At 68.0% G+C, this 2779-nt stretch carries 1 protein-coding gene; it reads right to left on the bottom strand.

Annotated features, from left to right (window positions below; genetic code table 11):
- Positions 1–213: 213 nt before the first annotated feature.
- On the bottom strand, positions 214–2779 hold a 2566-nt coding region (locus DBR23_RS18410), incomplete at its 5' end, for a DEAD/DEAH box helicase (protein ID WP_108499176.1).

Raw genomic sequence — 2779 nt, 5'->3', positions numbered from 1 at the left:
AAAGAAGGGCGGTCACATTCATCATGGTGCAGGGCTCACTAGGTGGGTTGCAATGCCATGCACTCTAGGGACGGAGGCCGTGGGGCGCACTCCGAAGCTTGCTTTCGAATTCTGCGCTTTTGCGCAAGGCTCCCCGCACGGATGAGTTTGCTCACTTATTGATAGCTGTCAGCGCATGATTTACTATAGCTACAAGGTAAAAACGCCCATAACTCAGGTTTCAGGTGGCTGCAGCGGCCGGGGCCGCCGTTTGCCTGTGCCACCCCAGCGCAGCGCGTCTTCGCCGGGGATGCCCAGCGGGTTGTTGGCCGGTTCGGTCAAGGGGGCCAGCAGTGCGTGCAGGTCGGCCTCGCTGAACTTGACTGCGCCTTCGGCATCGTGCCCCAGCACGCCCTGGGCCAGCGCGCCCTTGCGGGCCTGCAGCTCCAGCATGCGCTCTTCGATGCTGCCTTCCACCACCAGCTTGTAGACAAACACCGGCTGGTCCTGCCCGATGCGGTGGGCGCGTGCGGTGGCCTGTTCTTCCACGGCGGGGTTCCACCAGGGGTCCAGGTGGATCACGGTGTCGGCGGCCGTGAGGTTCAGGCCCAGGCCCCCAGCCTTGAGGCTGACCAGCAGGATGGGGGCGCTTGCGTCGCCCTGCGCCTGGAACTGCCGCACCACCACGCCGCGCTGGCGGGGTGGCGTCTGGCCGGTGAGTGTGAGGTAGGGCAGGGCCAGGGTGTCGAGCATCTCGGCTGCCAGGCCCAGCATTTCGGTGAACTGCGAGAACACCAGCACGCGGCGGCCTTCATCGACCAGGGCGGGTAGCAGGTCAGCCAGCAGTTCGAGCTTGGCGCGCTCCATCGAGTGCGCCGTTTTCGTGGTGCCTTTGACCAATCGTGGGTCGCAGCAGACTTGGCGCAGCTTGAGCAACGCGTCCAGGATGGCGATTTGCGAGCCTTCAAAACCCTGGCGCTCCAGTGCGCGGCGCACCTGCTTGTCGGCCGTGGTGCGCACAGCCTCGTACAGCTCGCGCTGCTTGCCTTGCAACTGCACGCGCAGGATGGTCTCGGTGCGCGGCGGCAGTTCGGTGGCTACGTCCTGCTTGCGGCGGCGCAGGATGAAGGGGCGCACGCGCTGCGACAGCAGCTGGGCGCGCAGGGTTTCGCCGTTCTCCTCGATGGGCTTGCGCCAGCGGGCGTTGAAGCTGCGCACATCGCCCAGAAAGCCAGGCATCAAAAAGTCGAACTGCGCCCACAGCTCGCCCAGGTGGTTTTCCAGCGGCGTGCCGGTCAGGCACAGCAGGTGCGGCGCCTGCAGCTTGCGCAGGGCGCGGGCACTGCGGCTGCCGGCGTTTTTCACCATCTGGGCCTCGTCCAGGATCAGCAAGTGAAAGGGCTCGGCGGCCAGCGCCTCCACATCGCGCCAGAGCAGCGGATAGGTGGTCAGCACCAGGTCGTGGTCAGCGATGCGCAGGTAACGTTTGCCACGGTCCGCGCCATGCAGGGCGAGCACGCGCAGGCTTGGTGCCATGCGCGCGGCCTCGGCCTGCCAGTTGAAGAGGAGCGAGGTGGGTAGCACCACCAGCGCCGGGCGCTTCAGCCGCCCGGCCTCCTTTTCGGTCAGCACATGGGCCAGCGCCTGTGCGGTTTTGCCCAGGCCCATGTCGTCGGCCAGGATGCCGCCCAGGCCCTGGGCGCGCAGGTACTGCAGCCAGGCCAGGCCTTCAAGCTGGTAGGGGCGCAGTTGCACCTGCAGGCCCTGCGGTGCGGCCACCGGCTGGGGCGCACCGATAGAGCGCAGGCGCTTGGCGAGCTGCGCCAAGCCCACGTCGCCCTGCAACTGCCAGTCGTTGTTCCAGCCGTTCACCGTGCCCACGCGGTGCACCTGCACGAGCCCGGCGCGCAGGGCCTCGATGCGGCGCGCCTCCCAGGCGCCCAGGCGCAGCGGGTCGCCGTCCTTCAGCTGTTTGCGGGTGGGGTCGGTCAGCAAGTCCACCATGGCGCCCACGATGGCCTTGAGTGGCCCGGCAGGCGCCTCGATGCGTTTGCCGCCGGGCGCGCGCAGCGAAATGATGGCGATGTCATCGATGGCGGCCATCTGCCGCGCGTTGAGCCAGCGGGCGTCGCGGCGCAGCAGGTCGGCCAGCATGGGGGCCAGGTCCAGCGTTTCACCGTCGATCTCGATGCCCAGGCTGAGCAGCCAGGCGCCCTCGCGTTCGGGCAGCATGAGCTTTTGCAGGGGGCGCTGGCGTGTGCCCAGCGGGCCATCGACTTCCTTGGCCAGCAGCTCGCCAGTGTCGGGGGCGATGACCAGCTTCCAGCGCGACACAGGCACGCTTTCGTGCGCAAAGCCGGGGTGTACCACCACGCTCCAGCCCTCGGTTCGCAACTGGGGAACCACGTCGGCCCAGAAGTCGCCAAAGTGCGCCTCCTGCGCCAGCGTCCACACAGGGCCCAGCGTGGTAGCGGCTGCGCGGTGGCGCCACTGCAGGCTTTTGGGGTCTACAGGGGTCAGGCCCAGGTCCCACACGCGGTCCATGGCGTCGGCCTCGGCGGCCAGGTTGCGCTGCATGCGTAGCACCGGGCCACCGGTGTCGAACAGGTCTTGCACCGGGGCCGGGCGCGCGTTGAGGATGGAGGTGGGGGCCGGCGTCTGCCAGGTGGCGCCATCGTCGGTGCGGTAGGTCCAGTCAATCTGCACAAGCGTCACGCTGTCACCACGCGGGCCCAGCTTGCCCTGGGGCGCCATGCCCAGCAGACCATCGCCCCGACCCAGCGTCATGAAGGTGATGCGC

It is taken from the genome of Acidovorax sp. HMWF018 (assembly GCF_003061035.1).
GTDB lineage: Bacteria > Pseudomonadota > Gammaproteobacteria > Burkholderiales > Burkholderiaceae_C > Acidovorax > Acidovorax delafieldii.
This window is presented reverse-complemented; position numbering and strand designations above follow the sequence as displayed.